This window comes from Phycisphaerales bacterium AB-hyl4, assembly GCA_041821185.1.
Lineage (GTDB): Bacteria > Planctomycetota > Phycisphaerae > Phycisphaerales > Phycisphaeraceae > Natronomicrosphaera > Natronomicrosphaera hydrolytica.
Genome location: JBGUBD010000009.1, coordinates 76,420 through 102,764 on the forward strand (window position 1 = coordinate 76,420; position 26,345 = coordinate 102,764).

General features: G+C 61.7%; 22 protein-coding genes. 8 read left to right on the forward strand and 14 right to left on the reverse strand.

Annotated elements, in window-relative coordinates; genetic code table 11:
* Positions 1-34: 34 nt before the first annotated feature.
* Entirely contained in the window at positions 35-1,399 is a 1,365-nt protein-coding gene (locus ACERK3_14510) for an NAD(P)/FAD-dependent oxidoreductase (protein ID MFA9479498.1), read from the forward strand.
* A gap of 15 nt (positions 1,400-1,414) precedes the next feature.
* Here the strand turns inward: ACERK3_14510 and ACERK3_14515 are convergent, their stop codons facing one another.
* The 3 genes from ACERK3_14515 to ACERK3_14525 all read right to left on the reverse strand — a co-directional run bounded on the left by ACERK3_14515 (position 1,415) and on the right by ACERK3_14525 (position 4,545).
* On the reverse strand, positions 1,415-2,551 hold the full coding sequence (locus tag ACERK3_14515) for a 3-dehydroquinate synthase (GenBank protein ID MFA9479499.1): 1,137 nt from the start codon (positions 2,549-2,551) through the stop codon (positions 1,415-1,417).
* Between the two features lie 425 nt (positions 2,552-2,976).
* Positions 2,977-3,666: a PEP-CTERM sorting domain-containing protein gene (locus ACERK3_14520; protein MFA9479500.1), complete on the reverse strand. Its 690-nt coding sequence runs from the start codon at positions 3,664-3,666 to the stop codon at positions 2,977-2,979.
* 87 nt (positions 3,667-3,753) lie between these two features.
* On the reverse strand, positions 3,754-4,545 hold the full coding sequence (locus tag ACERK3_14525; protein MFA9479501.1) for a hypothetical protein: 792 nt from the start codon (positions 4,543-4,545) through the stop codon (positions 3,754-3,756).
* A 613-nt stretch (positions 4,546-5,158) separates the two neighbouring features.
* On the opposite strand from ACERK3_14525, the gene ACERK3_14530 reads away from it, so the two are divergent.
* The 7 genes from ACERK3_14530 to ACERK3_14560 all read left to right on the forward strand — a co-directional run bounded on the left by ACERK3_14530 (position 5,159) and on the right by ACERK3_14560 (position 15,567).
* Positions 5,159-6,496 carry a M20/M25/M40 family metallo-hydrolase gene (locus ACERK3_14530; protein MFA9479502.1) on the forward strand — a complete coding sequence of 446 codons (1,338 nt, stop codon included), beginning with the start codon at positions 5,159-5,161 and terminating at the stop codon, positions 6,494-6,496.
* A 258-nt stretch (positions 6,497-6,754) separates the two neighbouring features.
* On the forward strand, positions 6,755-7,960 hold the full coding sequence (locus ACERK3_14535) for a substrate-binding domain-containing protein (protein MFA9479503.1): 1,206 nt from the start codon (positions 6,755-6,757) through the stop codon (positions 7,958-7,960).
* A gap of 2 nt (positions 7,961-7,962) precedes the next feature.
* On the forward strand, positions 7,963-8,691 hold the full coding sequence (locus ACERK3_14540) for a type II secretion system protein (protein ID MFA9479504.1): 729 nt from the start codon (positions 7,963-7,965) through the stop codon (positions 8,689-8,691).
* A gap of 110 nt (positions 8,692-8,801) precedes the next feature.
* Positions 8,802-11,432 carry a heparinase II/III family protein gene (locus ACERK3_14545; GenBank protein MFA9479505.1) on the forward strand — a complete coding sequence of 877 codons (2,631 nt, stop codon included), beginning with the start codon at positions 8,802-8,804 and terminating at the stop codon, positions 11,430-11,432.
* A 56-nt stretch (positions 11,433-11,488) separates the two neighbouring features.
* Complete coding sequence (locus ACERK3_14550) at positions 11,489-12,856, forward strand: hypothetical protein (protein ID MFA9479506.1); 1,368 nt, start codon at positions 11,489-11,491, stop codon at positions 12,854-12,856.
* A gap of 39 nt (positions 12,857-12,895) precedes the next feature.
* Positions 12,896-14,263: a DegT/DnrJ/EryC1/StrS family aminotransferase gene (locus tag ACERK3_14555; protein ID MFA9479507.1), complete on the forward strand. Its 1,368-nt coding sequence runs from the start codon at positions 12,896-12,898 to the stop codon at positions 14,261-14,263.
* Positions 14,260-15,567, forward strand: coding sequence for a neutral/alkaline non-lysosomal ceramidase N-terminal domain-containing protein (locus ACERK3_14560; GenBank protein ID MFA9479508.1), 1,308 nt, complete (start codon positions 14,260-14,262; stop codon positions 15,565-15,567). Before ACERK3_14555 ends, ACERK3_14560 begins: the two co-directional genes overlap by 4 nt.
* Before the next feature lie 169 nt (positions 15,568-15,736).
* On the opposite strand, the gene ACERK3_14565 is transcribed toward ACERK3_14560, so the two are convergent.
* From ACERK3_14565 to ACERK3_14615, 11 genes are all read right to left on the reverse strand, one after another.
* Positions 15,737-15,856, reverse strand: a complete 120-nt coding sequence (locus ACERK3_14565) for a PEP-CTERM sorting domain-containing protein (GenBank protein ID MFA9479509.1) — start codon at positions 15,854-15,856, stop codon at positions 15,737-15,739.
* 74 nt (positions 15,857-15,930) lie between these two features.
* Positions 15,931-16,374: a hypothetical protein gene (locus tag ACERK3_14570; protein ID MFA9479510.1), complete on the reverse strand. Its 444-nt coding sequence runs from the start codon at positions 16,372-16,374 to the stop codon at positions 15,931-15,933.
* Between the two features lie 451 nt (positions 16,375-16,825).
* Complete coding sequence (locus ACERK3_14575) at positions 16,826-16,885, reverse strand: hypothetical protein (GenBank protein ID MFA9479511.1); 60 nt, start codon at positions 16,883-16,885, stop codon at positions 16,826-16,828.
* On the reverse strand, positions 16,885-17,232 hold the full coding sequence (locus tag ACERK3_14580) for a LamG-like jellyroll fold domain-containing protein (GenBank protein ID MFA9479512.1): 348 nt from the start codon (positions 17,230-17,232) through the stop codon (positions 16,885-16,887). The genes ACERK3_14575 and ACERK3_14580 overlap by 1 nt, the downstream gene beginning before the upstream one ends.
* 105 nt (positions 17,233-17,337) lie before the next feature.
* Positions 17,338-17,799, reverse strand: coding sequence for an HIT family protein (locus ACERK3_14585; GenBank protein ID MFA9479513.1), 462 nt, complete (start codon positions 17,797-17,799; stop codon positions 17,338-17,340).
* A 208-nt stretch (positions 17,800-18,007) separates the two neighbouring features.
* Entirely contained in the window at positions 18,008-21,580 is a 3,573-nt protein-coding gene (locus ACERK3_14590; protein ID MFA9479514.1) for a hypothetical protein, read from the reverse strand.
* Positions 21,581-21,751: 171 nt separating this feature from the next.
* Positions 21,752-23,212: a Tfp pilus assembly protein FimT/FimU gene (locus tag ACERK3_14595; protein MFA9479515.1), complete on the reverse strand. Its 1,461-nt coding sequence runs from the start codon at positions 23,210-23,212 to the stop codon at positions 21,752-21,754.
* 5 nt (positions 23,213-23,217) lie between these two features.
* Positions 23,218-24,123: a prepilin-type N-terminal cleavage/methylation domain-containing protein gene (locus ACERK3_14600; protein ID MFA9479516.1), complete on the reverse strand. Its 906-nt coding sequence runs from the start codon at positions 24,121-24,123 to the stop codon at positions 23,218-23,220.
* Entirely contained in the window at positions 24,120-25,034 is a 915-nt protein-coding gene (locus ACERK3_14605; GenBank protein MFA9479517.1) for a prepilin-type N-terminal cleavage/methylation domain-containing protein, read from the reverse strand. Before ACERK3_14605 ends, ACERK3_14600 begins: the two co-directional genes overlap by 4 nt.
* A gap of 3 nt (positions 25,035-25,037) precedes the next feature.
* On the reverse strand, positions 25,038-25,715 hold the full coding sequence (locus ACERK3_14610; protein MFA9479518.1) for a type II secretion system protein: 678 nt from the start codon (positions 25,713-25,715) through the stop codon (positions 25,038-25,040).
* Positions 25,712-26,263 (reverse strand): hypothetical protein, encoded by a 552-nt coding sequence (locus ACERK3_14615; protein ID MFA9479519.1) that lies wholly within the window; start codon positions 26,261-26,263, stop codon positions 25,712-25,714. Before ACERK3_14615 ends, ACERK3_14610 begins: the two co-directional genes overlap by 4 nt.
* Between the last annotated feature and the right edge of the window lie 82 nt (positions 26,264-26,345).

Consider the following 26,345-nt stretch of genomic DNA (forward strand, 5'->3'; position numbering starts at 1 on the left):
TCAGCAGGGTGGGGCCGCATTGGTAGCGAGAAGCATGTCGCAATCAACTCCCAGGGTGTTCATTGTCGGTGGCGGCTTCGCGGGCCTAGCCGCGGCTCGCGCGCTGGCGAATGCGCCTGCGCGGGTGACGATCGTCGACTATCGCAACCATCATGTGTTTCAGCCGCTGCTGTATCAGGTCGCCACGGCCTCGCTTTCGCCGGCGGACATCAGTGAGCCGATCCGCACCATTGTTCGCGATCAGCGCAACTGCCAGGTCGTCATGGCCAAGGTCGTCGGTGTTGATGTGGCGCGGCGGCGACTGCTCATCGCCGGCGGCTACGTGGAATACGACTACCTCATCCTGGCGGCGGGTGCGACGCACTCCTACTTCGGCCACGATGAATGGGCCAACATCGCACCCGGGCTCAAGACCATTGACGACGCGATCGAACTGCGTCGGCGTATCCTGCTTGCATTCGAGTCGGCGGAATACGAAGGCGATGACGAGGCCCGCCGGGCGGAGTTGACGTTCGCGATTGTCGGAGCCGGCCCCACCGGCGTCGAGTTGGCCGGGGCGATCAAAGAAATCGCCGGGAAGACCATTCCGCAGGACTACCGCTTCATTGATACGACCACGACGCGCGTCCTGCTTTTCGAGGGGGTCGACCGTGTGTTGCCGACGTTTCCGCCGAAGCTTAGCGACCATGCCAAACGCGACCTCGAACGGATGGGTGTCGAAGTTCGGCTGAATCAGATGGTGACGGATATCTCCGACAAGGGCATTACCGTTGGCGAAGAGTTCATTGCTGTGCGCAATATCTTTTGGGCAGCGGGTGTCAAAGCGAGCTCGATTGGCGAGTCGCTTGGTGTGCCGCTGGATCGATCGAACCGTGTCATCGTTGAGCCGGACCTTTCGATTCCAGACCATCCGGAGGTGTTCGTGACGGGCGACATGGCGGCAGCGCGATCGGCGGACACGGGGGAACCCGTGCCCGGCGTTGCGCAAGGTGGTATCCAGATGGGACGCTACGCCGGGCGCGTGATTGCAGACGAACTGGCCGGGCGATCCACACCCGCGGATCGCAAAGCGTTCGTCTATCGCGACAAGGGCTCGATGGCTGTCATCGGCAAGGCAAGTGCGGTTGCGGCAACGCGGCGGGTCAACATCGGCGGCTTTATCGCCTGGCTGTTATGGGCCGGCGTGCACATCGCGTTTCTTGTCGGCTTTCGCAATCGCTTCCAGGTGCTGTTGCGCTGGTTTTGGAACTGGCTTTTCAATGCTCGCGATGCCCGCTTGATCACGGGTGACGCTCCACTTGATGTGCATACGCCGCGCCCGCGAGAGTTCGTCTACCAGCCGTCGCCGGAGGATGGGGCAGACGCTTCGTCGCCACCGCGTGATGAAACGTCTTCCTGATTGTGGTTGCGTTGTTTACTTGTCAGCCGTCAGTTGTTTGATTGCGCGTTCCAGATGTTCGCGGTCTATTTCGTGTACATCTACCGTTCGTCCGATGGCGGTCGGCAAGGTGAGCGTGAGTTGGCCGCCGAGGTGTTCGCGGAATTCTTTCAGGCCGACCCATAGTGATTCAACGTCTTCCAACAAGGGGTTTGCCAGTTCAAACCCCAGCTTGGCCAGGCATTCGAAGATACGCTTCGCGTCATGTTCGCCGAGCAGATCGACCTGTCGTGCGTACGCGGTGTCAAGAGCGATGCCGATCGCCACGGCTTCGCCGTGCGGCAGGGTGTAGTCGCTCATGGTCTCCAGCCGATGCGCCGACCAATGGCCGAAGTCCAGCGGCCGGGCGTTGCGCAATTCGAATGGATCACCACCTTCGGCAATGTGCTTCACGTGCAGTTCGGCCGACCGTTCGATGATGGGAACGCCGCGTTCAAAACTCATCGCGGCGATCGCTTCTGCGTCCGCAGCGATGCGGTCGAACAATGCCGCATCCTTGAGCAACGCAACCTTTACCGATTCGCTGAACCCACTTCGCCATTGACGTGAACTCAAACCAGCAAGCAACGAAATGTCATTGATCACCGCATGGGGCACGGCGAACGTGCCGAGAAAGTTCTTCTTACCGTAGGCATTGACGCCATTTTTCACACCGATGCCCGCATCACCCTGCGCGAGTGTGGTGCTCGGCATGCGGATGAGTCGGATGCCCCGGTGGGCGATCGATGCGGCAAAGCCGACGCAGTCCAGGACAGCCCCGCCGCCGACGGCGAGGATGTATGACTGGCGGTCGATATCGTGGTGGTTGATCGCGGAGAGCACCTGCTCAACATGCTGCCAGTCATTCTTGCATGCTTCGCCGGCGACGATCGGCCGAACGTCAGTTGCCAGCGTCATCCGATCGCCATGAGCATCGGCGTAACCTTGCAATCGTGCCGAGAAGTCGGGAAAAGCCTGCAAGACGCCTTCGTCGACAAAGGGCAGCACTCTGACCGGCCCGGCAGTCGTGCTTTCGAATGAATCGCGCAGAACCGGGTTGGCGATCGCCAACGCATCGTCGGTGAACTGGATGCGATGCAGCAAGCGCAATGCGATTTCAACGTTCGGCTTCATGCGGTGTTCCCAACGCGTAACGACTTCGCTCAGCCGTTGAACCACTTGACGCGGCCGTCGCCGGGGACATGATGTTCACGCCCGGGGAGACCGCTTTCTCGGCCGTATCCAGGTCATGACCATGGACACTCCCCAGGCCCCCAGCCTCGGCTACATCCAGACCGTACGCGAAGCACTGGATATGACGCAAGCTGTCTTCGCGAAGGCGCTGGGTCGATTGGTTATCGGTGTGAAGAAATACGAAGTCGGCGACACACGCCCCGTTAGAGAGGTAAGGGATACGATCATAAAACCACAGCGCCCTCGCTCGTTGTGGCGAGCAAGGGCGCTGTTTGGGGGGGCAGTCTGTGATTGATGGCGACTCAGAAGCTTGCCGAGCGGGCCTGGCCGTACGTCGAAGGGGGTGGTCCACCCCGCCTCCCCCGTCATGCACGGCGTCGGCGTGCTGTCAGCAGGAGGACGCCGGTGCCGAACAGCACCATGCTCGCGGGCTCGGGCACCAGGACGAATCCGTTGATGAAATAGGAGTCGGTGGTATTCGGATCGAAAGCGAGGGTGATCTCACCATTGCTGTCTGGCGTCAGGTTGCTCCACGTCAGGACGACGCCGTCGACCCATCCGTCGTAGTACGAGTTGAAATTGACGCCATTATGGGGGGTGGCGTCCGCCGCGAGGCCGTTGGCTGTGATCGTTGCGACGCGTGCGCCGGAGCTTGCCCGGGCGCTGATCAGGTTGAGGCTGTATGACACGCTCGAGTTGAGATTCCCCAGGACGATGTACTTCGTGGTGGCAGTGGACCAGAAGTAGTCGCGGGCGACGTCTTCGTAGATCGTGTCGGCGTAGGGCGTGCCGCCGGTTGCCTGGTCCATGCTGCTGGTGGCCCAGGTCGCCCCCCCGCTGCTGGCGACGAACAGCAACGTCGTGCCATCGCTGAGCACGATCGGGTTGTCATGATCCGGCGCGGCGACGGTCTCCCAATCGCCACCGGCCACATGGGCGTCGTTCATGTCCACCATGAGGGCCGCTTCCGTCGAGGCGCTCGTCAAGCCAAGCGTGACGGCCAGCGCCAAGGCGAGACCACTTACAGACGATTTTCGCAAGATGCAGGTTTTCAACGTCGAATCCTCCATTGAGTAGTGAAAAGACGTGGCTGGGTCCAGTGGGTACGCAGCCGATCCCCCGAAATGCAGGCCGTAAGTCCGTTATTCCCCTGAGGGCGATGCGGGGGTGTCATCGGTGGTGTTGGAATCGTCGGCGTCGGAAGCTTCGGACGCGTTGGTGATGTTGATGTTGTCGATCGCGCCGGTGAGGTCGTTGGCGGCGCCGATCTTGCCGAACCAGATGGACTGGAGGGCCTTGTCGCTGTCGGCGTTGATGTCGAGGTTGTCGAAGCGGATGCGTGTGGGTTCGCCGTCGCTGTCGAGGATATGCCAGTCGAATCGGCCGGCGTCGAGGTCGATGGTGGCGTGAAAGCGGTACCACTGGCCGAAGGCGAGGGTTTGCGAATCGCTTGTGCCGCTGAAGCGGTTCACGTCGGCTTCCGTGCCAACGCGAAAGCGTTGGTCACTTTGTCGTATGGCGGTGAGCTTGAAGAGCGTGGTTTGTGAGCCGGCGTTCGCGCCGTCGGTGGCGTTCGCGTAGAAGAAGGAATTGCTGCCGGTGGCGCTTTCAAGGACGAAGTCGAAGGCGAGGGTGATGACGCCTTCGGTGAACGATGGGCTGTTGTCGATGGCGCTGGCACGATCGGTGTTGACGGTGCTGAAGCGGAGGGTCTGGGTATCGTTGCCGGGGGTGGCGCCGGCGGCGGCGGGTCCGATTTCCGACTGGCCGTCCATGAGCACGGTGCGCCAGTTGCCGAAGGCGTTGTTGGCGTTGCGGGTGAGGATGGTCGGGCTGTAGTCTTCGAAGGTTTCTTCGTACTGCGAACCGTGGGCGTGGCCGACCTGCTGTATCGACAGTAAAATAATCGAAATAACAACGATCAAATGCTTCATGGTTCACCGTGTTAATGCCGAAAGCGTGGTTGTCGCGTGGTAGCCTCGATCAATGGAAGTCGATCAGCAGGCGTCGACGGTTCCGCTAAGTCGGCGTGCTAGAAAAACCAACTCGCGTGCAGGGATCGAATTTTCCGGGGCTGGCCGACAGGGGTAAGGTAGAAGCCTCGATGCCATCCTTGGTTTCCTGGTCAGCTTCGCTCGTTCGGACTTCGCTCGTTCGAATCTGTCACGCGGTATCACAATTGCTGATGCTCATCCCTCGATGATTGACTCCAATCATGCCACGGAAATCTGATCAGGTCAAGAGTAAAATTTCAAGCCCAGAGCGGTTCGGCCGTAGCGACGAAAGTGGCGTGGACATCGCTTTGACCTTTTGTATATAACGCAAAACGCTTAAAAATAGTCATTTACGTGTATGTTTGCGGTTGGTTAGATGCGGTGCGAGGTGGCCTTCTTGTGGCAGTTTTGATACAACCAGAATGTAGGAAGATTCGCCATGGTGTGGTCTTTGGGGACTGGTGGTGGGTTGTTTTGCGTTTGCTGTTACAACAGTTGGCCGATGAGTTGCTGGAGATCTGCCCGGCCGAGTGCCTCATTGGGAAAGCTTCTCATGCCTGAAACACATTCCGGTTCGTCGATGTACATCGCGGCGTTGCAGGGGCGTTTGGAGCGGATGCTGCCTGAGGCGCTGGATGTGTTGCGCGAGATGGTGAACACGAACTCGTTTACGCGGAACGCGGCGGGGGTGGATCGTGTGGGCGACCTGACGTGGCAGTTGTTTGAATCGCTGGGGTTCACGGCGGATCGGCCGCAGGCGATCGACTGCACGATGGAGGCCCGGCCTGCGATGGGGCGACATCTGTTGATGACACGGCCGGGGCGCAGCGGGTTGCGAATCGGGCTCACGGGGCATCTGGATACAGTGTTCACGGAGCAGGAGGAACGCGAGCACGATTTCCGCTGGCGGGAAGAAGGCGAGCGGATCTACGGCCCGGGCACGGTGGATATGAAGGGGGGCAATGTGCTCAGTTGGATGGTGCTCGCGGCGATACGCGAAGTGCATCCGGCGTTGTTCGACGAAGTGACGTGGGTGGTGATGTTCAACGCGGCGGAGGAGGGGCTGGACAGCGACTTCGGCGTGCATGCGCGGCGGTGCCTGGGGCCGGGGGTGAGTCCGGGGGGGAATCCGGGGGTGAATCCGGGGGCGCTTGCGAACCTGGTGTTCGAAGGCGGGCATCTGGTGGAGGGCGAGCATCGCCTGCTGGTGAAGCGAAAAGGCAGTGCGCGACTGCGAATTCGTGCGCGGGGGCGGGGGGCGCATGCGGGGGTGTGGCATGAACGAGGGGCGAACGCGATCGTGCAGTTGATCGACTGCCTGGGGCAGACCGCGAAGCTGACGGACTACGAGCGGGAACTGACGTGCAACATCGGCGTGATTCGAGGTGGCATGGCACCTAACCGTGTGCCGGACTTCGCCGAGGCGCTGGTGGAGTTGCGTGCGTATGACCCGGCGGTGCTTGAACAGGCGATCGCGGAGGGGCTGCGGATCGACGGCATGTCGACGGTGTGCAGTGCGGCGGACGGCTACGCGGCGCGGGTGGAGGCGCATTGCGAAAAGCATCTGCCGCCTTGGGCGAGCAACGCAGGGTCGGATCGACTGGCGGCGATGTGGCGTGAGGCGGGTGCCCGGCTGGGCATGGCAGTGGTGGGCACGAGCCGAGGGGGGTTGAGTGATGGCAATCACACGTACGATGTGGTGCCGACGCTGGACGGGCTCGGGCCGGCGGGGGGCAACTCGCACAGTTGCATTCGGGCGGCAGACGGTTCGGTGGACCAGGAATTCATGCTGCCGAGCACGTTCGTGCCGCGAGCGGCGATGACGGCGCTGGCGGTGGAGCGACTGGTCGCCGAGGCGGGAAAGGCGGGCAGGGGTGGGGGCGTCGTCTGATACTATCAAATTTTGCGGGTGATCGGTCGCGTGTGGTCTGGGTGTAAGGCCCTATATTTTCAGGATTTTATCGGTATTTGGTGGCGGTTGTCGTTGGTGGGCGGTGGTGGCGATCTGTGAGAAAATGATTGCGGTGGGGCTGGTGGGGCAGTATGATACCACCAGATGGCGTCGCGGCCGGCTCAGTCGATATTGAGCGTTTGCGACGCGTTTGTGTGGGATGTCCGGTCGGGTTCTTAACGAGGAAGATGTCTGATCATGTCCAACGGCGAAGCGATAACCCGCTCGGAATCGGTCGCGGCGGTGCTGCGGACGGCGATCGAGCGCGGGACGTGGGCGGTTGGCGCGCGGTTGCCTTCGACGCGGCAGCTTGCGTCGGACCATCAGACGAGTTTGTCGACGGTGCACAGCGCGCTGCGTGAGTTGGAGATGCTGGGTATGGTCGAACGGCGGGCGCGCAGCGGCATTCGCGTGGCGCGTCGGCATCCGACGATGGCGGGGCCGCGGGGCGGGTCGGCGACGACGACGCGGCAGGTGGCGGTGGTGCTGGTGCGCTGGCGGGAAGATTACAGCGATTCGTGGTCGCATGAAGCGGTGATCGAGACGCAGCATTGCATCGCGGCGGCGGGGTTTCATGTTCTGCCATTGTTTGTCGATCCGCACGCGGACGATGCGCTGGACCAGTTGAAGCGGCATTTAAGTGATGCGTCGGCGTCGCTGGCGGGTGTGATCCTGATCAACTCGTCGTTGTTGCGGGACGTGCCGAGCTGGCTTGATGGGCAGGAGACGCCCTGGGTGTACCTGAACAAGCCGAGCGAGCAGGCGGTGTCGAATTATGTGGGGATTGATTACTCGGCGAGCTTTGCGTTGGGACATTGCCTGGCGCGGATGGAACTGAGTCGGATTCTGGCGTTGGGCTTGACGCCGACGGGTTCGCCGACGGGGCGGGCGAAGCTGACGGAGCTGATTCGCGGTTACATGGCGGCGAGCGGTCGGACGCCTGAGTTGCAATGCTGGTCGAGCGCGGATGATCCGGACCGGGCGGCGCGGTTTGCGTTTTTGTGTGATCGGCTTGAGCAGCCGAATCGGCCGGAGGTGATCTTCGGCAGTTCGGACGCGGCGGCGCTGCAGGCGTTGCGGGCCTGTCGGCAGGTGGGGCTGGACGTGCCGGGCGACGTTCGGCTGGTGGGCGGGACGGGGGTGAGTTTCTCGGCGCATACGAGCCCATCGCTGACGGTGATTGGTCAGACGGCGCGGCAAGCGGCGCGCGTTGCTTTGGACATGTTGCAGGAAATGGTCAAATCCGGCGAGAAACGTCTACCGGCGCGTGATGTGCCGGCTCGCCTGGCAATCCGTGATTCACTTCCCATTCCGGATGCCGTCCTCGAAGCGTTACCTGAAACGCTGCATTCATTGGTAGGCCTGCATCCACTCTCACGGCGTCCAGCGTCGAAAGGAGCTTGAGTATGTCTGTTCAACGAACTTCTGGTTTCACACTAATTGAGCTACTTGTTGTCATAAGCATCATAGCTTTGCTTATTGCAATTCTGCTGCCGGCGCTTGCCGCGGCGCGGGAGTCGGCGCGGCAGATTCAGTGCGTCAGTGGGATGCGCCAGATCGGGCTGGCGAATGTGATGTACCAGAACGATTTTGATGACCGTTTCGTACCTTACCAGGGTGAGCATGGTCCGATCGGGACCAATGCGCCGGGGCCGGATCACTGGACGTGGCCGGGCATGCTGACGTTGCGGTTGGAGTTGATATCCGACCGGGAGGTGATGGCGTGTCCGTCGAGCGAGCGTACTCGTCCTTGGGCGAATACGAGGTTGTGGCGGTCGGGTTTCTGGCGGTATGTGCATTATGGGGTGAATAATCGTTACCTGCATGGCGGGCATGATGTCAGCAGTCGCGATGATCATGTTTCGGCGCGGATTTCAGAACTGACACGGCCGTCGCGAACGATCAGCATGGTGGACTCGCGTCATGCGAGTAACCAAACGTTGGGCAACTATTATGCGAACCCTTACAACAACGGCAGCCGAGCGGAGGCCCGCCACGCCGGTGGTGCGGTCAGCGTGATTTGGGCCGATGGTCATGGTTCGACCGTTCGTACGCCGAACCCGAACAATCCGTATACGGAAGACGGCCTGACGCGGGCGCTGCACCACGATCCCAACAACTGGGAAGTGGAGTGAACAGCTCGCGAGGCGGCCTGCGACGGCGGGTATGTGCCGACGGCGGCCGTCGCGGGCGAGTGTGTGTGGTGTTTGCATGAACGGGGCAGATTGACTGTATGAGGAATGACATGGCCACGACGCGCGAACTGATTGTGGGCCTGCTCATCATCGTGATGATGGTGGCGGGCTGGGGGGATGTTGCGATGGCGACGGACACGCCGCGGCCGCGGTGGACGATGGAAGGCGATGTGGCGGAGGTGAAGTCGGAGCTGGCCGCGTGGCTGACGCTGGATGCGCGGACGGTGCGAGCCCGGGCGCAGGGGCGCGAGGCGGAGGCGTTGTTGAGCCTGGCGGAGAAGCTGCTGCTGCTGCGTGATGCGACGGACGAGGCGGGGCATGGCGAGCGGGCGGCGGCGTTGCTGGATGTGGCGCTGGCGGAAGTGGACGACGACCCGGCGGGGCAGATCACAACGGGCGGATCGCGCGATGAGGTGAACCTGGCGGTGCGCGATGCGGCGTACCTGCTGGCGTTGCGGTATTACGCGACGGGCGACGAGGCGGACGCGGACGCGGTGCGGCGGATCTTGCTGCGCTTTGCGGAGGTGGTGCCGGAGTGGCCGTTGTGGGATCGGCAGGGCGAGCAGCGGGCGCAGGATGATGCGCGATACTTTCGCGAATGGGACGGCCGGGGGATCTGGGGCACGTGGTTTCACATGGACCTGGAGCGGACGGCGGGCGTGTTGCGGGCGTATGACCTGGTGTATGACAGGCTGTCGGACGATGAGCGATCAGCGATTCGCGAGGGGCTTTTCGATCATCAGGTGCAGTTGATTGAGCGATGGCCGGTGGCGTATACGAATATGGTGGCGCACCGGATCATCGGGCTGGCGCAGTTGGGGCTGACGCTGCCTGAGCCGAAGTATGTGCACCTGGCGGTGAAGTATTACGAGAACATGTTGTATGTGTCGTTTTTTCCGGATGGGTTTTTCCGTGAGGCAAGCCCGTCGTATCACACGATGCCAGCGACGCGGATGCAGCGGCGGATACCGAGTTTGTTGAAAGGTTACAGCGACCCGCCGGGCTATGAGCATCCGGAAACGGGTCGGCGGTTTGATGAACTGGACCTGGTGGCGAAGTATGCGCGGCATCATGAGCGATGGTGGCAGGCGTGGGATGTGCTCACGTTGCCGAACCGGACGACGCTGGCGGTGAACGACGCGGTGGCGGGGCGGACGGCGTGGTGGTCCGAGCGCGATCTGGATGTGACTGAGCCGAGGCTGCTGGGCACGACGGGCATTGGTGTGCTGGGGCATGGTGCTAGTGGCGAGCAGATGGAGGCGTATTTGCTGTTTGCCGGGTCGCATGGGCATGAGCATTACGACGTGTTGAACCTTGCGTGGTGGGCGCATGGGCGGGAGGTTTTCAGCGAGACGAACTATCGGCCGGTATCGGGGTCGGACTCGACGCGGGAGTGGCATACGAGTAGCGCGGGGCACAATCTTGTGGTGATCGACGGTGCGAATCAGCACGGCCGATTCCGCGGTCAGCAGCGTGAGCTTACAGAAGATGACGGGCTGCGCGGGATGGATACGTGGCGGTGGCGAAACGCGTCGATGAACCAGGGCGAGCTGCTGCTGTTTGATCCGTCGGCCGACGAGATGCAGGTGATCGAGGCGGAGGGTGAGCGGGCGTACTACCCGACGGCGAAGCTGTATCGACGTACGTTGGCGATGGCGACGTTGGGGGATGGTGACGGTTACCTGCTGGACATCTTCCGGGCGCGCGGCGGCAGCGAGCATGATTATGTACTGCACGGCGGGTTGGATGAGAAGTATGAGCTTACGCATACCGTGGCGACCGAGCCGACGGAGGGGACGGCGCACAAGTACATCGCGTTGAAGGAGGCGGGATGGGCTGCGCCGCCGACGTCGTTCACGTTTGCGTATGAGGATGGTGTGCGGACGACGTCGCATGTGGTCGGGCCGACGAGTCTGGATGCGAAGGGTGAGTATGGCGTGCGATTTCTCGCGGGCGAAGCGCCGGCGATGCGGCGGGTCGGCTCGGCGCCGTTTGTGATGTTGCGTCGGCATGGCGGGCGCGAACTGGCAGAGCCGGGTGCGGAAAACACGTTTGTGCTGGTGCACGAAGCGCACCGCGATGCGGCGAAGGTCGCGTCGGCGGAACTGGTGTCGATGACATCGGACGACCCGGAGGCGGTGGTGGTGCGGGTAACGTTGGCGGATGGGCGGGAGGATGTTTTCTTCAGCACGCTGAGCGACGGTGAGATTCGACTGGCGGACGGGACTGTTTTTGAAGGTCGGCTGGGCTGGCAGCGGCGTGGCACGGACGGGCGCGAGACGTTGCGCGTGTTTGACGGTCGACGGCTGACCAACGCGGCGGGCGATGGTGTTCAGGGTGTGGAGCCGTTGCACGGTCGGGTGATGGCGACGCAGCGGGTGGAGGCGGGTGATGCGCGTGAAGCGCTTGTCGTCGATCGGCCGTTGCCTGATGACGGAAGCCTGGTGGGGCGAACGGTGCACGTTGCGTTTGGCGATGAGATGACGTGGTCGTACCGGATTCGGTCGGTGGAGAATGATGCGAACGGCTCGGCGGTGGTGGAGCTTGAGCACGAGCCGGGCTTTGAGATTCGTGAGGATGGGGCGCTGGCGAAGATGCTGTTTTATCCGGGGTGGGGCTTTCGCGAGGCGGCGACGTTTCGCATTCCGGTGGGCGGGGTGTGGAAATCGGATGGGGATTGAGCGTTGATGTGTTTGTTATCGCGAGTAGCGATTGTTCTGGAAAGGTGTGTTTGACCATGATCAGTTCGACATCAGACATTTATAGCGTTGGCATTGCCACCGTTGACATTACGCCGCCGGTGGGTACGCCGTTGGCGGGATTTGGTGATCGATCGATTCATTCGTCGACGGCGGTGTATCACCCGCTGCGTGCGGTGGCGGTGGTGGTGGACGATGGCGAAACGCCGATGTTGCTGCTGAGTGCGGAGTGGATTGCTTTCAGCGGGATGAGCGAGCGTGTGCGGGGCCGACTTGCGGAGGTGACGGGTTTGCCGACGTCGTCGATCATTCTGTCGGCGACGCATACGCATTGCGGACCGGTGATGAAGCCAAGGGATGTGGTGACGCACGGCCGTGTTGATAACGCGTACCTGGATCATGCGGTGGAGCGGATGGCGCATGCGGCGGAGATGGCGTGGAAGCATCGCATCGCGGCGCGGCTGCGCAGCGGCGTGGGGCATTGCAGCCTGGCGATGTATCGGCGTGTGCCGGACCCGGCGAACCCGGGGCGGGTGTTGCGAGCGATGCGGCCGAACCCCGATGGGCCGACCGATCATGAAGTGGGCATTGTGACGATCGAGTCGCTGGACGGGATCGTGCGGGGCATCCTGTTCAACTATGCCTGTCATCCGACGTCGCGAAACGGTTTGATGATCGGCGGCGACTATGTGGGTTTTGCGTACGACTATTTGCAGGAGGCGTTCCCCTACGCGCAGCCTTGCTTCGTGCAGGGGTGCGGCGGCGATCAGAAGCCGCGGCCGGCGGACTCGAAGGGTAATACGTTCGGCTTGCGCAAAGTTGAGCAGGTGCGTGAGATCGGATTTGAACTGGGGCAGGCGGTGGAGCAGGCGATTGCGAACGATTCGCTTGACACGGTGACCGGCGCGATTGCTGTCAAGCAGGCGATGGTCGAGTTGGAGACCGAGCCGCTTGACCGGTCGCTTGTGAAGTCGGAGTTGACGAACGACGCGCGGCCGACGAAGCAGCGGTGGGCGCGGTATCACCAGGAGCGGATCGAGCAGGGGCTGCCGGAGGAGCGGGCTGTGCCGTTTGAGGTGCAGACGTTGCGGTTTGGTAAATCGCTGGCGATGGCGACGTTCGCGGGTGAGATGAGTGTGGAGCATGGGTTGCGGTTGAAGCGTGACCTTCGGCCTTACTTCAAGCATGTGATTCCGATGGCGTATACGAATGAGCTGGTGGGCTACGTGGCGTCGAAAGACCAGTTTGCGGAGTATGGCTACGAGGTGCTGGATGCGAACCAGAACCGAAAGCGCACCGGCCGATTCGTTGAAGAGACTGAAGACCGGATCCACGACGTTTGTGCCCGGCAGTTGCTGGGCAAGACGTTGCCCGTTGCGTCTGCGATGGAGGCGGCAACGAGCTGATTGATATTGCAACGAAGTTTATGAAAGAGGAGCCGAGCGATGACTTCCACGACTGCTGCGCGCGCTGCGACGGGTGCGAAAGGTCTGGCGATACAGGGTGCTGAGCCTGCGCTGCCGCCGAGCGAGGGTGATGAACGTTTGTTTCATTGGCCCATCGTGACCGCGGAGGATGAGCAGGCGGTGCTGGACGTGATGCGGGCGGGCACGATGTCGGGCACGTCGATTACAAAGCAGTTCGAGGCCGAGTATGCGACGTGGCAGGGGTCGCGGCATGCGCTGTGCACGTGCAACGGCACGGCCGGGCTGACAGCGGCGATGTGGGCGTGTGGTGTTGGCGTGGGTGATGAGATCATCTGCCCGACGATCACGTACTGGGCGAGCGCTTCGCCGGCGTTGATGCTCGGGGCGACGGTGAACTTTGCGGATATTGATGCGAAGACGCTTTGCATCGATCCGAATGACATTGAACATCGCATCGGCCCGCGGACGCGAGCGATCGTGGTGGTTAATTATGCCGGGCATCCCGCGGACTACGACCGGATCATGCCCCTTGCTCGCAAGCATGGATTGAAGGTGATCGAAGACAACTCGCATGCGCAAGGCTCGATGTACAAGGGCAAGATGTGCGGATCGCTGGGGGATATTGCGGCGGCGAGCCTGATGGCGGGCAAGGCGTTTCCCATCGGCGAAGGGGGCATCATCACGACTGACGACCCGAAGCTGTATGAGCGGTGTGTAGCGTTCGGCCATTATGAACGCACGGGCGTGGCGAGCAACTACAACCCGGTTGATCAGCAGGTGCATGATGAAGGATTGCTGCGGTTCAAAGGCTTGCCGATGGGGGCGGCGAAGCATCGTTTGAACCAGATGTGTGCGGCGATGGGACGGGTGCAGTTGAAGTCTTACCCGGCTCGGATCGTGGAGATTCAAAAGGCGATCAACCGATTCTGGGATCTGCTTGACGGTGTGCCGGGGTTGCGGCCGCACCGGATCGACGAGCCGAACTCGTCGATGGGCGGTTGGTATTTTGCGCGTGGGCTTTACACGCCGGAAGAGCTTGGCGGACTGTCGGCCGAGCGGTTTTGCGAAGCGGTGCGAGCCGAGGGTGTGAAGGATTGTGCGCCGGTGTTAAACCGCTTGCTGCACACGCATGCTTATTTTCATGAGGCGGATGTGTTTGGCCATGGCAAGCCGACGGCGGTAGCGTTTGGTCAGCGCGATGTGCGGCAGGGGCCGGGCACGTTGCCGGTGGCTGAGCAGATGGCGGGGCGCGTGGTGGACGTGCCGTGGTTCAAGCATGATGACGCGGCGCGCATCGAGCAGTACGCCGCGGCGTATCGCAAGGTGGCCGAGCACGCGCATGAATTGCTTGAAGCGGACAAGGCTGCGCAGGGAGCGGCGGGATGATGCTTCGCGCGGGCACGGCCGACTTTGATGTGACGCCGCCGGTGGGCTATCGACTACAGGGGCATGCCAAGCGCATCTGTCCGTCGGCCAGTGTGCATGATCCGCTGATGGGCAGGGTGTTGACCCTGTCGGATGGATCGCGACGGGTGGCGATCGTGACGTTGGACCTGCTGTACTTTCTGCCGACGTTTTACGATCGCGTGAGGCGGCGCGTGCGCGAGAAGCACGGGGTCGCGGAAGATGCGCTGGTGCTGGCTTGCTCGCATACGCATACGGGGCCGTTCGTGATTCCGCCGACGGATGAGGCGTGTGAGGACTACTTGGAAGATTACGTCAGCCTTCTTGAGAAAAAGCTCTGCGGCGCGGTGGGGCAGGCGATCGGCGAAGAGCGGGCGTGTCAGCTTCGTTTTGCCAGCGGTGAGGTCGATATCGGCATTGTGAATCGGCGAGTGCCGACTGCTCGCGGCGTGCGGACAGCGGCGAACCCGGGCGGCCCGGTGGACCTGACTTGTCCGGTGGTGCGTGTGGATGACGCGGCCGGCCGACCGATGGCGGCGGTGTTTCAGTATGCCTGCCATCCGACGACGCTCGGGGCAACGGTGGATGCGATCTCCGCGGACTATCCGGGCGCGGCGTGCCGCGTGGTGGAAGCGAACTACCCCGGCTGCACGGCGATGTTCTTAAATGGTTGCTGCGGCGAGGTTCGACCAAGAATCGTCAATGAACAAGGCGACTTCGTGGGCGGCGGCTTTGATGATGTGCAGCGGCTGGGGTGGTTGCTCGCCGCCCATGTGATGGCGTGCATGGAAAACGCAAAGCCGATGCAGTCGACAACGCTTGAGAGTCGACTGGCTCGGCATCGTTATGCTTTTGATCCGGAACTGATGCCGGTTGATGACGCGTCGATGCAGCGCTGCCGATCGGTGTTGGGGGAGCGTAATCCCGGCGAAACGGCGGCGATTGCGCAATGGAGCGAGCGGTGGCGCGATCGTTGTGTGGGGCAGTCGTCGCTGCCGACGGATTACATCGAAGGCGACGTGCAGGTGTTACGCGTCGGCGACGCGTCGTTGGTGGCGCTGACGGGTGAGGTGATGGTGGATGTGGCATTGTCGCTGCGCGAGCGAAGCCCATCACCGCTGCTGATAGCAGGGTATGCGCAGGGCGCGATCGGCTACATCCCGACACGGCAGGCGCTTTTGGAAGGGGGGTACGAGACGCAGGCCTATCTCTGGTGCGATTATCCCGGTTGTTTCGCTGGTGATGTGGCGGAGCGATTGGTCGAGCGTGTACGGTCAATGTTGTGATTTCGGCTTCATGATTCCGGTATCGATCAGCGGGCGGATGTGCTTTCAGTCGGTTGATCGCGAATCGCCTGCATAAACACAGAGCGAACTGTTTCCGGCTCGCCCTGTGACTTCGTTCACTATCTGGAAACTGAGGATGACGAGCCTACTTGTCATAGGCCTTGTTACCTCATCGATTTCGACGTCGGCGCCCGCCGAGCATGACCAGCCCGCCGATCGCCAGCAGCCCCAGCGACGCGGGCTCGGGGATCGCGGTAGTGATGGTGGTGCTCTCAAAGCGAGCGCTCATGGAATCACCAATCCAACCCCGCTCGTTGCTGGCAGTCACGACGCGAGGGCTTCAACTCGTATCGGTTGAGCGCATCAACAGGCAGTTGCTCGCTCGTCCGCTGTACCGGGTACTTCTCGGGGCCTTCTACCGCCTTCCAGACGCTGGTTGACCATGACGGCGCGGCAACGACATGCTCCTGCACGCCGATCACCGAACGCCCCTTCGCGCACTTCGCAGGCCGTTACAGACTTGCCCGTATGATCGATCATGCCGATCCGCCGATGGCCCTGCTCCAATATATGTGTCAGTGCCACCCGGCCGAGTTTCACGCGATCGCTGACAACAGCGTCCACGTCCAGCGATGCTGGCAGCGTGTCCACGAGCACATACGACACCCCCCGCCGACGTAGCTCACGCAGTTGCTCCACAATCTCCGGCAGCGGTGGGGGATAAATGATCGCCCCGGCCACGAACGACGAGTCCAGATTTCGCAGCAGGTCGACTTCCTGCTTGAAGTCAAACTCCGCTGACTGCATCAACAGCCGCGGCGAACTGTTGCCGAGCCTTTTTCACGCCCCGGATGATCTTGGGCATCTGGTCGAAATCCAGGCCCGGGAGGACCAGCGCAATCCCCTGCCGTTCCTGCTTCGGCGAAGCGACGTAAATGCCATTGGCGATGCGATCGTTTTCTGAGCGATACTGTGGCGAGCCAGGTAGAAGTCTTCGCCGTTCATGGCCGTCGCAACTTACGCATTGGAACGCATTTCCAAGCGTTGAGAGGGGTGCTGCCACCTTCATCTGGTAGAAAGTGGTAGTCGTATTGGATCTGCTGCACCGCAGAGAAAAAACCAGCTTCGGTAGGGCAGCGGTGATGACTTTGTCTGGTGGTGAGAATCGCTGGCGAAATCCGCCAGTGGTCGAACCACGACAACTACCGATCAACAAAAGGCCCCCGCCACCGGTCGGCCGGCACAGCTTTCCGATTAATCAGGCAACTGTGCGCTTGCGTCGCATCAGGACAAGCAGGCCGCCCGTGCCGAGCAGCATCAAACTGGCCGGTTCGGGCACAGCCAGGAGTTGGTTCTGGTTCTCAGTGCTGTATTCGACAGTCGCACTTCGTCGATCAGGCCCTCCCACGATGACGCCGACCCGTTGTTCCAATTGCCGATCAGGAAAGTGCTGTCCGCATCATACAAGGAGGTATCGAACCCGCTCACCTCGCTGCTGACCAGTTCACCATCATCAGTCAGGTATTGCACCCAGAACGTGACCGTGCCGCTGTTGTACACAGCCGCCACGCAGTAATCTTTCCCTGCTTCGAGCGTATCTTCAGTCGCGAAAGTGCTGTTCTGATTAGTGCTCGAAACGCCGTCGGCACTGCTGCCGAATCGCAATTGGCCTGTATTTTTGTCACACCCAGAAACAGCTCCGATTGAGACGTGCTTGAACCCAAGAGGCAAGGACGAGGGGGCCTCATGTACCACACCTCCCGTTGCGAATCATGCCCGGCCAAGTCGCCCGGCGATCTTCGTCCGCAAATCCCGACCCATCTCATCGCCAAGCTGCCCCGCGTCCCACGTCAGGTCCAACCCACCGTCCGCCGACTTGGGGATGATGTGAAAGTGCACATGCTTCACCGCCTGGTGTGCCAGCTCCCCATTATTTTGAAGCACGTTGTACGCAGACGTGCCCGTCACGTCGCGGATCGCCCCCGCCAGCCGCGGCGCGATCTTCATGCACGCCGCCGCCAGTTCGCCCGGCATCTCATCCAGCGTGGCGTAATGCGCTTTCGGGATAATCAGCGCATGCCCCGCCGACAACGGCCCGACATCCAGAAACGCCAGCACCTCATCATCTTCATACACGCGATGGCAGGGGATCTCCCCCGCCGCGATCCGACAGAAAATACAATCCGCGTCCCGCCGCTGCTGCTGCTCACCCATCGCTCGATCCTTTCTCATACCCTTTCCCTATCAATCACCGGCCCATCATTCACCCGCCAAAGCCCACGGATGGCATCCGTGGGTCCGGCCGTGCCCCCATCGCCCGCGCCCGCCCGTTGCCTGAACAAAGGGCCCACCGACGACGTCCTCCCGTCACCGGCGGGCCCGCTGTTGTCATTCAACACACCCCCGGCGATTCGCAATCACCGCCGGGGGGCAGTCCACCTCACCGCACGGTATACGGCCGAGCCCCCGGCAACACCGCCCGCACCCGCACCTGACCATCGCGAGCGTTCCGCTCAAACACCGCAATCACTCGCGCCGCATCCGCAATCCCCACCTCCGGGGCCACCGCGAAACCATCTTCCTGCAGGTCATACGCCCGCACGTAGATGTACGCCGCAAAGTAGTCGCTCCGCGCCGACCCGACCTGACTCAACCAGCGAGCAAGCTCCATCCGGTCGGCCTGCGAAAGGTCTTCGTCGTCGTCTTCCAGCAACAGGAACAGTTCACCAATGTTGCCAATGCCAGGGTTCTCGCGTAGCTGGTCGACTTCGACATCTCGTCCCGATTGCGACAGGATAAGGTTGCGGCGATTAGCCGCTGTCCCTTCGCGGTATGTCACGATCCATTCAGCAATATCTTCACGCTGGGCCTGCTGTTGAAGTGGCAGCACCTGTTCCAACAGATGCTGCGGCATCGTGTTGAGGTTAACCAAGCCCGGCACCATTGCGCCGCCTTCCTGGAAACTCAACCCAGCGGCGACCGGGCTCAACGTCGTGAACCTGTCGATCATCATCGCCGCGTGTGTGACAAGCAGGTTGTTTTCCTCGGGAACATTCGGATCACCGATCACTCCCAATGCCGGATCGAAGTTGAGTTTGAACACCTTTTCAAAATCACTGTAGTCCGTTGTCGAGACCGTGATGCTGGGTGTATTGTTCCGGGCAAATTCCATAGCATCGTGCCATTGCTCCGCAAACGTCGAGTGGTCCCAATCGCCGGGCGTTGTCTCGAACGCGCTCGGCCCGATGACCATCAGGTTCACCAGATCGCCGATCGAGCGGAACTGCCCGCGATCGCGGTAGAGCAAGTGATCGTCCAGCGTCTCGTCATAATCTACGCCGTCCTTCTCCAGGTGGCCGAGACGCGATTCGTACTCATTTCGCTCCACTGGCGGATCGTCACCGTTTGGGTCCGGCTGCATCTCCGGCACTACCTCGGTTTCTTCCGGATCGTTTGGATCGCCCGGCACCCAGACAGGCTCGAAGTAATCTTCATCGAACATGTCTTGGTCACGGAACACCAGCGGGTTCAACCCTTCACCACCGCCGCGAACACTGTGTTGCCAATACGCAATCGGCTCGCCCGACACCGGGTCGGTCTCCCGTTCTAAGTCCGTCACCACACGCTCGGTGGGGAAGCGATAGGCCGTCATTTCAAAGTACGGCCAAGGCGCCAGTTCGTATAGATAATCGTTGTCGTCATCATCCACGTCATCCCAACGAATCACACCGCGCAACTCAATTTCAACGTCTCGCAGCGTCGTATCGACACTCGTGACGGAAGGCCAAGCCGGTACGTGGTCCGGAATCTTCACCGGGATGATCGTGCCATCAGTGCCACTGATGTGCTCCAGCAGGTTGTCACGCCAATCATCGCCCTCCACACCAATGCGCCACTGCAATGGATCCGGCGGATCAGCAGGTGAAGCATGTGGCGGCGTTTCCTCCCAATGGTAATCTTGCGCGTTATGCGGCGGGTCGTACTGCGACGTCCAGTTTGCGCCTACATCTGAATGTCGATAAAGCACCAGAACTTCACCCACATCAAGATATCGCCGCTCGTCTTCTCCCGGTGCGGCGGCCAGATGGCTGAGCATGACCTGTGAATTTTCCCAATCTTCCCAATCTGCCGGACTGTTTGCGTCCTGGTCTTTCCGCACAGGTTCGCCATCGATCCAGAGCTGTATGGTGTACAACGCCACCGGTTCATCAAACGGGTTGCGAATCTCGATGGCATAACCCGTGTCTCCTTCCTGGTCCCACCTGATTTCCCAGATGTTGTAAGGCACGTCTGGATCACCTCCCGGGTCTGCGGGTGTATCCAAAATGCTTTCCGCTTTGTACTTCGCCTGTGTGTACACTTCCGTGATCACCGGCAGCGGTGGCACGCCGTAGCGACGAGGCAATACCTCCGGGTCATTATCTGGATCGTCGCGTCGCGGCTCGACCTCGATCATGAACGGTACATCCGAACGATAGGTTGCCACGTTCGCAGCGAACTGTGCCGCCGCCATTCGCAAATCGTCATCCGTCTGTCCGAAGCCGCCTGGCAGCATCTCAGGCATTCGGTCAATCAAAGGCGGGTCGCCTGAATTACGATACCCCCGGTACACCTCCTCAAACGCACGCTGAACATTTTGTCGGCTGCTGTTGTTCAGATCGACCTTGTAGTAAGAAGTAATGTCGTCGTGCGTCTGATCGCCCACGTTGAACCCGAACGCCTCATCCACCATTGGCCACCGGAAGATCGACGCGCCGCTGAGGGTGGTGAGTTGCTTGCGCGGCTCGGCTTCGTAGAACATTTGGAGCGGGTTCGTGTCGTCAATGCCGCCGGGGTAGTCCGTGTAAACGCTCGCATCCCAGCCGTCGGGGGTCGTATGGTCATAGAAACGCTCTGCATAACCTTCGTCGCCGTTGCGCAGAAACTCCGGCATGCCGTCGGCTGCACGCACCAGCGGGACCGGTGACGGTCGGCCGCTGTTCAAACCATCGCGATGACGCAATTCATACTCGTTGGCCAAGCCGTAGCGACGATGGTCATTCGTCACGCTATACCGCCCCTGATCGCGCCAGTAGCTGCGGCGAGCCCCCGCTGCGACAGGCCATGTGACCTGGGTGTCGTCGTCAAAGCGGTAGCGAACCTGCCGTTGCAGTTCGTCTGCGATATCGTTGTTAGCGCGTCGGTTGAAGACGAAGGTACTCAGGTCCAGTTCGCTGGGATGTTCCCAGTTTGCCTGGTCGAGGTTGCCGCTTCCGATATTCAGCAACGTCATTGCTGAGTTGAGGTTGAGTTTGGCGCTCAGGTCGACAATGCGTACCGCCATCACGTACGCGATGTCGTCCATCTCCTGAATGGGCGCCCACGCCCATCGGCTGTCGGGCACGCCGTCGCCGGAGACGTCGACGAGGTTCATGTTGTTCCAGATGTCCAGAAGGCTGTCGGAGTTGTTCTGGGCGTTAGTGAAGTCCACCACGTCCGGCACGGGGATCGCGACACCGTCAACGGTGTTCGTAGTGAAGCGGTTGTTGTTCGCTTCATACCGCAGGAACAGGCCGCTGAGGTTTGTGATGTGAGGCCATCGTGGATTCGCCGCATCAAGGTCGATCGGCTCAGACGAAGCGAGCCACATGTCGTCCTGGTAGCCGCCTAGCGCGTCGCCTTCCTCCGCCCCTTCCCAGCCAAGTGCGGTGAAGATGTTGTCGTCGTTCTGATCATCCTGATTCGTCCACGGGTAGTCGTACAGTTCGAGTGCTTCGGGGTTATCGGGGTTGTATCGCAGGTCATCGCGGAGGGTGTCCTGGATCTGGCTGAGGATGGCGTCGATGACCAGGTTCATGTCGCCGCGCGGCGGGGCGGTGGCGAAGCGTTGGACGCGGGTCTGCTGGAGGTACGCCGCGCCGATCAGGGCCATGAGCACCAGTGACACGACGACCAGAATCACCGCGCTGGCTCGTTCACGTTGGCGGGCCGACGACTTGCGGGACGCGACATTGCGGGTAGCGGTTCGTTTCATGTTCATATCCTTCATCGCTCTCTCCTTCTTCCATGCGGTGAGCGGGCTTCGCCCCATCCCTCTGGAAGCCGCATTCCCTGGACCTTGCCCCCCGGTTGTTCCGGTCATCGCTCGGCTGCCAACCCGCGCACACATGCGGACCGCTTCGCCGAGCCAACATCATCACCCTCACTACGGCCGCGGCACACGAATAATGTGCTCAAACCATCGGCCGGAAATCGCGTATTCTTCGTACCTGTCGAGGGGTGGTGGGTTGTAGCCTTCCGTCAAGCTGGTCACCATGCCGCGATGATCGTGCAGCCGATAGCGGATGCGAATCAGGTGCGGCCACTTGCATTCATCCGGATCATCGTTGTCATGCCGAAACACAAACACCGCGTCTGCGTTGTCGGTGCTGTACGAATTTGTGGAATTGATGTGCTGAAAGTGGAATTGATCTTCATCGTTGCCATCAAGGTCTTGGAAATAGCCGTTATCGATCTGTGTCGCATCGTAGCTGCGCGGGATCGCGGCATCGTAGTCGTACGCTGACAAATTGAGCTCTTCATCCCAATTGATCGGAAAATTGCGTCCCTCGTCTGGATTGTTGAAGTGGTAGCTGTACCACTTGATCCGGTTGTCGGCGTCGCGGTCGATTCGCCCCTCACTCGTACTGTCGTAATCCCCCGCAAACTCCACGATGAAATCGCTGACGCCCATCGCGAGGATGGCGTGCATCTGCGCGAGTTGCCAGGAGGCGAGGTATTGATCGTTATCTGTCGGTTGCGGGTTGACGTGCAGGCGCTCGTTTGCGTCTCGTATGAACGTCATGGCAGCAGCACGAGGGCCGTAATCATTGGGATCCGCTTCGAGGTACGCGATAAGACTATCTGTGCCAAACAACGGAAAATCTGCCACGTCGGTCAGTCCGTGGTAAAGCATTGGCTGCGGCGAGCTGTACGGGTATTCAGTGGTTGGTGTTGCGGCCTCAAGAACGTTGGCGTCGTAAGTGAAGTGCTCCGCTATTGTCCCATCCGGCCCATCCGCGAGCAGCAGTTGCTGTCGGCCGAGGATCCAGTTGTTGGCGATGTCCGTGTTGGGCAGCCATGCGTCGTCGTTGTTAGCGTAGGGGGCGCCGGAGGAAGGGGTGCGGAGGACGTGGCCGTACCAGACGCGAGCGTGGGGGGCGGTATTTTCGTTGTGAAACTGGACGTCGGACTGTGGCGTGAGCGGGGCGAACGGGTCGTCGTCCTGGTTCAGCCGAGTGATGAAGGAGATCTGGTCACTTCGGATGGATTCGAGGCGTTCGGTGCCTTCGAAGTTGACGCGGACACCTTCGTAGCCTTCGTCGTAGCGGAACAGTCGGTTGACGATGACGAGCACGCCGGGCGGGTGTGTTTCGTATTCGGTGGGGTCTTCGTCGTCTTTGTTGGGGCCGGCCATGCGTTCGGCGTCGCGGCGGATCTGTTCGCCGATGGATTCGCTTTCGACGAGCATATCGCCCGTGCGAACGCCGACCTGCACGGCTCGGCTGGTCTCGAAGAACAGACTGTTGACCAGAAACGCCAGCAACGAGGCGAGCACGATAGAGATGATCAACTCCATCATGGTGAAGCCGGCGGACCGTCGGGTTGGTTGGGTGTGCATGTGCATGGTGTTTACTCTCCCCATCCCGCAGGCGGCGTGACCTTGAAGACCCGCAACGCAGGGCTGCGCCGGTCGCGCAGCTGATTGCTTGCGGGGGCGAACCAGATGGCGTCGGGCAGTACCGTAGGTGGGGTGGTCGGGGTACCGTTTTCGAGTTGTTCTGTTTCGCGGATGTTGCTGGTGACGATGATGTCGTTGCCGTCGATCCGTTCGATGCGATGGATGCCGCCGGCATTGTCGACGATCTGGTCGTTCGGGCTCAGATATTCTTCCAAGTCCGAGTCCAAGCCGGGATTGGTTACGCGGAAAGTGAGTTCGTCGGGCCGGGTGACTTCCCGCCGGAGGAGGCCGGGCAGCAGGTTGCCTTCGGGCTCGGGGTATTGATAAGTCAGGTAATCGCCCACACGGTTCTGTTGCCGTCGGAGGACGAAGACGACAAGTTCCCAACGGGGGTTGTCCTGATCGCCGTTGGCATCGCGGATCAGCGGGACCCAGTAGAAGCTGCGTTCGGTCAGGAATTCGTCGTTGACGCTTGAGGGGAAGCTACGCAGATCCCGAGGCCAGATGTCTTCGAGGGAGGGGTCCGCTGAAGTATCGATCGGGAAGGGGACGAGTTCCGCGCGGGTCGTGTTTTCCTGGTTGCCGGGATCGGTGAAGTAGCCGGACGGCGGCCCGTCGTAGTAGAACTCAAGATCTTCCCCACTGACGGGCGTGCCAAGGATGATGGCGTAGGCGTTCTGCTCAACGTGTCGGGCCTGCACGTCGTCGGCGGTCTGGCGCTGGAGCAGCGCACCGGCGGGGAAGATGGCGGCGACGGCGGCGAAGCCGATGGCGAACAGGCCGATGGCGACCAGCACTTCCATGAGGTTGAAGCCGGCCTGCCGACGAGGATGGGGTAGGCGATGGGTCATGTTCATCGTGACTCTCCTCGCAGGGCGACGCCGGTCTGCGGGCTGAAGAAGACGGCGCGGCCGTGGTCGCGGAACCATTGGCGAATCTCTTCGTTTGCTTCGGCGTCCATGTCGACGTTGAGGGCGCTCCAACCCCATGCGGCGCGGAATGCGTTGGCGTCGAAGAGGATGACGGCTTTGACGGTGGGCATGCCGTCGTAGGGGTAGATGTAACGGCCGTCGCCGATCGTAAGCAGGTTTGCCCCGCGTCGCGGGTCCCCGGAGTCGGGGTCGTAGCCTGGAGCGGGGAAGCTACCGGGGCCGACGTTGTAGCCATCGCCGGCAAAGTCGTAGTAAATATGTGCCTGGCGGGTGGTCAGTTGTCCTTCGCGGTTGAAGCGGACGGCGAAGGGGGGCGGGACGAACCGCAGACCGACTTCCAGATCGTCGTGAGTGTCGCGATAGATGCCGACGATACCGGTGCGTCGCGGGAGACTGATGTAGTCCGTGCCGTCGACGTCTTTGAAGCCGACGTATGTCGGTTGCAGAAGGTTGTCGCTGGTGTCGAGGGCGATCTGGTCGGTTTCGGTGAGGATGAGTTCGCCGCCTTGGGTGAAGATGACGGCGGTGCCGTGGTAGCGGAGGTATTCGCCGTAGCCGAGGTCGCCCATGTCGCGGCGGTTGAGTCGGTGGTTGAGGACGCGTGCGGCGTTGACGGCGGAGGAGACGGTGGTAACGCCGGCGTCGCCCTGGCCGATCTCGGTCAGACGGTTGAGCACGGGGAACGAGACGGCGACGACGGCGGCGATGATCACGATGACTACGAGCAGTTCGATGAGCGTGAAGGCGGCGCGGTGGCGCAGGGGGGGCGACCCGGACTTGCGCTTCGCTTCAGTCCGGCGTGGGGGAGCGTGATGATGGGGGGTGAAGGTGGTCATGGTTCAGTCCAGTTCGAAGCTGTAGATGTTGTCGGCGGCCTGTTCAGCGAGATCGGCGTCGTGGGGCTCGCCGCGCTCGCGGTTCTGCCATTCTTCGTAATCACCCCATTGCTCGTCGGGGCCGGCGGAGGCGAAGTAGGGACGGTGGCGCGGTGGGAGGTAACGAATGGGTTCGTCGGTCATGTTCGCGTCGGGGTGTCGATAGACGATTGCCGTGCCCCAGTTGTCGTTGGCGGCGATAGGGCCGGTGTCGCCGTTGACATTGCCGTATTCCAGCTGCTCGCGGAGGGCGGCGATGATCTGGTAGACCTCGGGAACGCGTTGTGTGCCGCGAAGGAACCAGCCGATGGTGTTGTCCGGATCGTATACGTTAGTGGGATCGTTCCAATGGTTTGGGCGGTCGCCCCAGGCGTAGCCCATCTGGGCCTGGTATTCGGTGGAGGCGTTGTGGAGGGTTTGCAGGAGGACGGCGGTTTGTCGGGACTGGGCGGCGCTGCGCATGTAAGTGCCCGCGGCGAGGGTGATGGCGACGAGGCCGACGATGATGAAGACCACGATGAGGATCTCCATGAGCGTGAAGCCGGCGTTGCGTTGATGGCGGGGGCGCGGTGGGGCGGCCGCAGCGCGACTGAAGTTGCGCTGCCTTGGGGGGGCGGAGGTGGTGGGGTTTGAGTAGGTCATGGGTTGGGGGTCTCCAGTTCGTAGCCGTAGAGATTGTCGGCGGCGGCGCGGCGGTGGAGGGCGTGGGCGCTTGGAGTGTCGGCAGCAGCGCGACTGGAGTCGCGCTGCGTTGGTGTGGCGCCGAACTGGCCGCTGCGGCCGGCGGAGACGAAGCTTGCGGGGAGGCGGCGGTCGTGGTCGGGGGCGTGGTATCGCAAGGGTCGGCCGAAGCCGTCGAGCACGTGGGCAGCGTCGTTGTCGTCCGTGCGGACGAGGCGGACGCGAGCGAGTTGCTCGGCGGTGTCGGGGTCGGCCTGCATGAGGGCGAGGGCGTCGGCGGCGCTGCCGGGGGGCATGGCGTCGTGGGCCTGGGCGTAGGTGTGCAGGGCGGCCTGGAGGGTGAGCAGGGTGTGACGGGTGCGGGCCTCGGCAGCTTCGTGGCGGAGGGTGCGGTTGACGAGGGTGAGCGTGCCCAGAACGCTGGCGAGCAGCGCCAACACCGCGACCAGCTCGACCAGCGACATGGCTGGGCGGTGGTGGTGGGGCGGGTTGGTGAGGCGGTTGGGCATGGGTTGTATGGTCGGTTGAGGGTTGGTTCGGCGTTGGTTGGGCGTACTGGGGGCGCGGCGGTAGGTAAGGCGCGAGGCAAGT

Bases quoted from the DNA above. Each gene is read 5' to 3' on its own strand.
- ACERK3_14570 (MFA9479510.1), bottom strand. From the start codon at position 16,374: ATGCAGTCAGCGGAGTTTGACTTCAAGCAGGAAGTCGACCTGCTGCGA.
- ACERK3_14590 (MFA9479514.1), bottom strand. From the start codon at position 21,580: ATGAAACGAACCGCTACCCGCAATGTCGCGTCCCGCAAGTCGTCGGCC.
- ACERK3_14605 (MFA9479517.1), bottom strand. From the start codon at position 25,034: ATGACCACCTTCACCCCCCATCATCACGCTCCCCCACGCCGGACTGAA.
- ACERK3_14565 (MFA9479509.1), bottom strand. From the start codon at position 15,856: ATGAGCGCTCGCTTTGAGAGCACCACCATCACTACCGCGATCCCCGAG.
- ACERK3_14585 (MFA9479513.1), bottom strand. From the start codon at position 17,799: ATGAGAAAGGATCGAGCGATGGGTGAGCAGCAGCAGCGGCGGGACGCG.
- ACERK3_14595 (MFA9479515.1), bottom strand. From the start codon at position 23,212: ATGCACATGCACACCCAACCAACCCGACGGTCCGCCGGCTTCACCATG.
- ACERK3_14600 (MFA9479516.1), bottom strand. From the start codon at position 24,123: ATGAACATGACCCATCGCCTACCCCATCCTCGTCGGCAGGCCGGCTTC.
- ACERK3_14555 (MFA9479507.1), top strand. From the start codon at position 12,896: ATGACTTCCACGACTGCTGCGCGCGCTGCGACGGGTGCGAAAGGTCTG.
- ACERK3_14610 (MFA9479518.1), bottom strand. From the start codon at position 25,715: ATGACCTACTCAAACCCCACCACCTCCGCCCCCCCAAGGCAGCGCAAC.
- ACERK3_14550 (MFA9479506.1), top strand. From the start codon at position 11,489: ATGATCAGTTCGACATCAGACATTTATAGCGTTGGCATTGCCACCGTT.
- ACERK3_14615 (MFA9479519.1), bottom strand. From the start codon at position 26,263: ATGCCCAACCGCCTCACCAACCCGCCCCACCACCACCGCCCAGCCATG.
- ACERK3_14545 (MFA9479505.1), top strand. From the start codon at position 8,802: ATGGCCACGACGCGCGAACTGATTGTGGGCCTGCTCATCATCGTGATG.
- ACERK3_14535 (MFA9479503.1), top strand. From the start codon at position 6,755: ATGTCCAACGGCGAAGCGATAACCCGCTCGGAATCGGTCGCGGCGGTG.
- ACERK3_14560 (MFA9479508.1), top strand. From the start codon at position 14,260: ATGATGCTTCGCGCGGGCACGGCCGACTTTGATGTGACGCCGCCGGTG.
- ACERK3_14510 (MFA9479498.1), top strand. From the start codon at position 35: ATGTCGCAATCAACTCCCAGGGTGTTCATTGTCGGTGGCGGCTTCGCG.
- ACERK3_14515 (MFA9479499.1), bottom strand. From the start codon at position 2,551: ATGAAGCCGAACGTTGAAATCGCATTGCGCTTGCTGCATCGCATCCAG.
- ACERK3_14530 (MFA9479502.1), top strand. From the start codon at position 5,159: ATGCCTGAAACACATTCCGGTTCGTCGATGTACATCGCGGCGTTGCAG.
- ACERK3_14525 (MFA9479501.1), bottom strand. From the start codon at position 4,545: ATGAAGCATTTGATCGTTGTTATTTCGATTATTTTACTGTCGATACAG.
- ACERK3_14540 (MFA9479504.1), top strand. From the start codon at position 7,963: ATGTCTGTTCAACGAACTTCTGGTTTCACACTAATTGAGCTACTTGTT.